Genomic DNA, 4,936 nt, shown 5'->3' with positions numbered 1-4,936 from the left:
TCGGCGGCCGCCGCGCTGCCGTGGCGGCCGTCGCCCGACCCGGCGGCCCTGGCGCTGCCCGGCACCTCGGCGCCCTGACGACGGACCCGCCGCTCCCCCGGGGCCGGCGAGCGGGTGACGACAGCGCCCCCGAGGGCGAACAGGCGACGACTCGCCCCGGGAGACGGCCTCACCAGGGCGAACAGGCGACGACTCGCCCCAGGAGACGGCCTCACCAGGGCGATCAGGCGACGACTCGCCCCTCGTGCCTCCCGAGGCGTCCCTACGCGAGGCCGAGCACGTCGGCGCCCAGGCGCAGGACCAGCGCGGAGACGACGACGAGGAAGACGACGCGCACGAAGCGGCTGCCCCGCGCGACGGCCGTGCGGGCGCCGACGTAGCCCCCGAGGACGTTGGCGGCGGCCATGAGGAGCCCCAGTCCCCAGACCACGTGGCCCTGGGGGGCGAAGACGAGCAGGGCACCGAGGTTGGTGGCGACGTTGACGACCTTCGCCGTCGCCGTCGCCCGCAGGAAGGCGAGCCCGAGCACGCCGACGAGCGCGAAGACGAGGAACGTGCCCGTGCCCGGGCCCAGCAGCCCGTCGTAGGCCCCCAGGACGGCGCCCAGCGTCGCGGCCGCAGCGACCTCGCGGGCGCCGTGGAGGCGCTGGGTCGTCGTCTCCCCGAGCCGCGGCCTGGCCACCACGACGACGAGGACGACGAGGAGCGCCGCCAGCACGAGCGGCTCGAGCGCCGCCCCCGGCAGGGACGACGCCAGGGCCGCTCCCCCGGCCGCCCCCGCCAGCGCCAGCAGCGCCATGGGGACGGCGGTGCGCACCGAGGGCCGCGCGGTCGGTGGCGCGTGCCGCAGGTACGTCGCGGCGCTGACGCTCGTGCCGGCGATGCCGGCGAGCTTGTTCGTCGCGAGCGCCTGCACGGGCGCGATGCCGGGCACGAGGAGCAGCGCCGGGAGCTGGACGAGCCCGCCGCCGCCGACGACGGCGTCGACCCACCCCGCCGTGGCGGCCGCGACGACGAGCAGGAGCACCGTCCCCAGCGCGAGGTCGGTGACCCGCAGCGGACCGCCCGCCGCGGCCGACGCCGGGGCGCTCGCGAGGAGTCCCGGCAGGACGGCGCCGGGCAGCGAGGCGCCCGCGAGCGCGCTCAGGACCCGTCGCCGACGACGGCGGCGGCCTCGTGGGTCTCCCGCCCCTCCCCGCGGACGGCCGCGAGGACCGCGCCGGTCGTCGAGCCGCCGACGGGGACCTCGGCGACCTCGCCGGTGCGGCGGTCCTCGAGCTCGACGACGCCGTCGGCGAGGCGCCGGCCCACGCGGACGACGTACGGCATGCCGAGGAGCTCGGCGTCCTTGAACTTCACGCCCGGGGAGGTCTTCGGGCGGTCGTCGAGGAGGACGTCGAGACCCGCGGCCACGAGGTCCGAGGAGAGCTGCTCGGCGTAGGCGACGACGTCCTCGCCCTTGCCGGCCGCGACGACGTGCACCTGGGCGGGCGCGACGGCCGCCGGCCACACGAGGCCCTTGTCGTCGGCGCCGGCCTCGGCGATGGCGGCGAGGGCGCGGCTGACCCCGATGCCGTAGGAGCCCATCGTCACGACGACCTGCTTGCCGTTCTCGTCGAGGACGGTGAGCCCGAGGGCCTCGGCGTAGCGGCGGCCCAGCGCGAAGATGTGGCCCATCTCCATGCCGCGGGCCAGCTCCAGCGGGCCGGAGCCGTCCGGCGCCGGGTCGCCGGCGCGCACCTCCGCGGCCTCCACGACGCCGTCGGCCGTGAAGTCCCGACCCGCCACGAGGTCGAGGACGTGGTGGCCGTCCGCGTCCGCGCCGGTCACCCACCGGGTCCCGTCGACGACGCGGGGGTCGAGCAGGTAGCGGATGGTCGAGGGCGCCCGCTCGCCGTCCTCGCCCAGCGGCGCGTTCGGCCCGAGGACGCCGGGGCCGAGGTAGCCCTTGACCACCTCGGGGTGCGCGGCGAAGTCGGCGGCCTCGAACGGCGCGACGGTCGCCGGGGCGAGCGCGGCCTCGAGGCGCGTCGTGTCCACCTCCCGGTCGCCGGGCAGGCCGACGGCGAGGGGCTCGCGGCGCCCGTCGGGGTGCACGACGACGACGAGGACGTTCTTCAGCGTGTCGGCGCCCGTCCAGGGACGGTCCTCGCGCGGGTGCTCGGCCTGCAGGTGGGCCACGAGCGTCTCGATCGTCGGCGTCCCCGGCGTGTCCTCGACGTGGGCGGCGGGCAGCCCCTCGAGCGGCACGGCGTCGGGCACGGGGGTCGTCACGGCCTCGACGTTGGCGGCGTAGCCGCCCGGCGAGCGCACGAAGGTGTCCTCGCCCACCGGCGTCGGGTGGAGGAACTCCTCCGACATCGAGCCGCCCATGGCCCCGGACATCGCCTTGACGGCGACGACCTCGAGCCCGAGGCGGGCGAAGACGCGCAGGTAGGCCTCGCGCTGGCGGGCGTAGCTGCGCTCGAGCCCGGCGTCGTCGACGTCGAAGGAGTAGGCGTCCTTCATGACGAACTCGCGCCCGCGCAGCAGCCCGGCCCGGGGCCGCGCCTCGTCGCGGTACTTCGTCTGCACCTGGTAGGCCATGAGCGGCAGGTCCTTGTACGAGGAGTACAGGTCCTTCACGAGCAGCGTGAAGACCTCCTCGTGCGTCGGGGCCAGCAGGTAGTCGCCCTGCTTGCGGTCCTTGAGCCGGAAGATGCCGTCGCCGTACTCCGTCCAGCGGCCCGTCGCCTCGTAGGGCTCGCGCGGCAGGAGCGCCGGGAACAGGACCTCCTGGCCGCCGATGGCGTCCATCTCCTCGCGGACGACCCGCTCGACGTTGCGCAGCACCCGCAGGCCCAGCGGCAGCCACGTGTAGATGCCCGGGGCGGCGCGACGCACGTAGCCCGCCCGCACGAGGAGCCGGTGGCTCGCGACCTCGGCCTCGGCCGGGTCCTCGCGCAGGGTCCGGACGAACAGGGACGACATCCGCAGCAGCACGACCGCGAGGCTACTGGGCCGGACGGGCGGGACCTGCCGGTGCGGCTCGTCGGCGGACCGGTCCTCGCTACCGTGCCGCGGTGCGCATCACCCACGTCGTCGCGACCGACCAGTTCGCCGGCCTCGAGCGGTACGTGGTCGACGTCGCGGGCGAGCAGTCCCGCCGTGGCCACGACGTGGTGGTCGTGGGAGGACGGGGCGACGTGGTCCGCCCCCTCCTGTCGGGGACGGGCGCCCGCCACGTCGCGGGCGCCCGCCTCGGCGACGTCGTCCGCGCGCTCCGGTCGGGAGGTCGGCGGGACGTCGTCCACAGCCACCTGACGCGCGCCGACTACGCCGCCCTGCTCGCGGCCCCGACCACCCGTGGGAGGCGCGTCTCGACGAGGCACATCACCGCCCCCCGCGGTCACGGCCGCGGCGCCCGGGCGGTCGCCCCGCTCGTTCGGAGGGCTCTCGCCGTGGAGGTCGCCGTCTCGACCTGGACCAGCGAGCAGCTCGAACGGCCCGCGGACGTCGTGCTCCTCAACGGGGTGCGCGAGCAGCCGGACGTCACGGCGCCCCGCGCGCGCACCGTCGTGATGGCCCACCGCCTCGTGCCGGAGAAGGACACCCCCACGGGGCTGCGCGCCTGGGCCGCCTCCGGGCTCGCGGACCGCGGATGGCGGCTCGTCGTCGCGGGCGACGGCGAGGACCGCGCGGACCTCGAGCGGCTCTGCCAGTCGCTGGACGGCGCCGGTGCCGGTGCCGGTGCGGTGGAGTTCACGGGTTGGCACCCCGACCCGGGCGCCCTCTTCCGCGAGGCCTCGGCCCTGCTCGCACCCGCGCCGACGGAGCCCTGCGGCCTCACCGTCCTCGAGGCGATGGCGCTCGGGACCCCCGTGGTGGCCGCCGGCGCCGCCGGCCACCTCGAGACGCTCGGCCAGCACCCCGTCGCCGCCCTCTTCCCCCCGGGCGACCACGAGGCCGCCGCGGCGCACCTGCGCCGCCTCGCGGACGACGACGACGCCCGGCGGGCCTACGGCGACGAGCTGCGGGACCTGCAGCGCCGCGAGCTCAGCCTCGACGTCCACGTCGACCGCCTGCAGCGCGTCTACGAGGACGCCCTCGCGGGCGGACGGGGCCGCTGACCGTGGAGGTCGTCGCCGGGACCGCGCACCTCTTCGCCCTCGCCGACGAGGCGACCTCCCGGAGCCTGCTCGAGGCGGCCTGGGACGCCGGCGTCCGCCGCTTCGACACCGCCCCCCTCTACGGCGGCGGTCGCTCGGAGCCGGTCCTGGGCGCCTTCCTCGCGGGGCGGGAGGGCGTCCTCGCCGTGACGACGAAGACGGGCCTGGAGCCGCGGTCGGGACGTCGCACCGCCCGGCAGCTCGCCACGGGCGTCGCGCGGCGCCTCCTGCCCGCCGCACCGGCCGGTGCCCTGGACGCCGCCCTCGACCGCCGCGCCACCCGCGCGACGGGTCGCTTCCGCCCCGCGGACGTCCGCGCGTCCGTCGAGCGGTCCCTGCGCCGCCTCGACGGGCGGGTCGACCGCCTGCTGCTGCACGAGGTCTCGCCCCACGACGTCGACGACGACCTGCTGGGCGTGCTCCGCCGGCTCGTCGACGCCGGGGACGTCGGCGCCGTCGGCGTGGCGACGGCCAACCGGCTCACCGCGGCGGCGGTGCAGCGCGGGCACGGTCTGCTCACCGTCGTCCACCACGAGGTCGGACCGCTCGCGCCGCCCGTCGACCTCCCGCCGTCCGTAAGCGTGCGCGTCGGCCACGGCCTGCTCGGCGGCGGCGGGGCGCACCTGGCCACCCTGCGGCGCGTCCTCGAGGGGGACGCCGCGATGGCCGGCCGCTGGCGCGACGCGGTGCGCGGCACGGCCTTCGACGCACCGGGCGGCCTGGCCGAGGCGCTCCTGGCGCGCGCGGCGCGCCTGCCCGTCGACGAGGTGCTCGTCGCGACGACGCAG

4 protein-coding genes are annotated in these 4,936 nt (G+C 77.5%); 2 read left to right on the top strand and 2 right to left on the bottom strand.

All coding sequences use genetic code 11. The features are described from left to right. Positions 1 to 262: 262 nt before the first annotated feature. On the bottom strand, positions 263 to 1,036 hold the full coding sequence (locus HLB09_RS12845; RefSeq protein ID WP_409373008.1) for a TSUP family transporter: 774 nt from the start codon (positions 1,034 to 1,036) through the stop codon (positions 263 to 265). A 107-nt stretch (positions 1,037 to 1,143) separates the two neighbouring features. Beyond that, complete coding sequence (locus HLB09_RS12840; RefSeq protein ID WP_171203748.1) at positions 1,144 to 2,982, bottom strand: proline--tRNA ligase; 1,839 nt, start codon at positions 2,980 to 2,982, stop codon at positions 1,144 to 1,146. A gap of 80 nt (positions 2,983 to 3,062) precedes the next feature. Between HLB09_RS12840 and HLB09_RS19440 the strand changes: the two genes are divergently transcribed. Beyond that, the gene (locus HLB09_RS19440; RefSeq protein WP_171203747.1) at positions 3,063 to 4,109 is read left to right on the top strand and encodes a glycosyltransferase family 4 protein; all 1,047 of its coding nucleotides are present in this window, start codon (positions 3,063 to 3,065) and stop codon (positions 4,107 to 4,109) included. Positions 4,110 to 4,111: 2 nt separating this feature from the next. Beyond that, a partial coding sequence (locus HLB09_RS12830) for an aldo/keto reductase (protein WP_171203746.1) occupies positions 4,112 to 4,936 on the top strand: 825 nt, incomplete at its 3' end.

Origin of the sequence: Pseudokineococcus marinus (genome assembly GCF_013004605.1) — a bacterium.
GTDB lineage: Bacteria > Actinomycetota > Actinomycetes > Actinomycetales > Quadrisphaeraceae > Pseudokineococcus > Pseudokineococcus marinus.
Note: the sequence above shows the minus strand (reverse complement) of the source record. Positions and strands in the feature narration are given on the sequence as shown.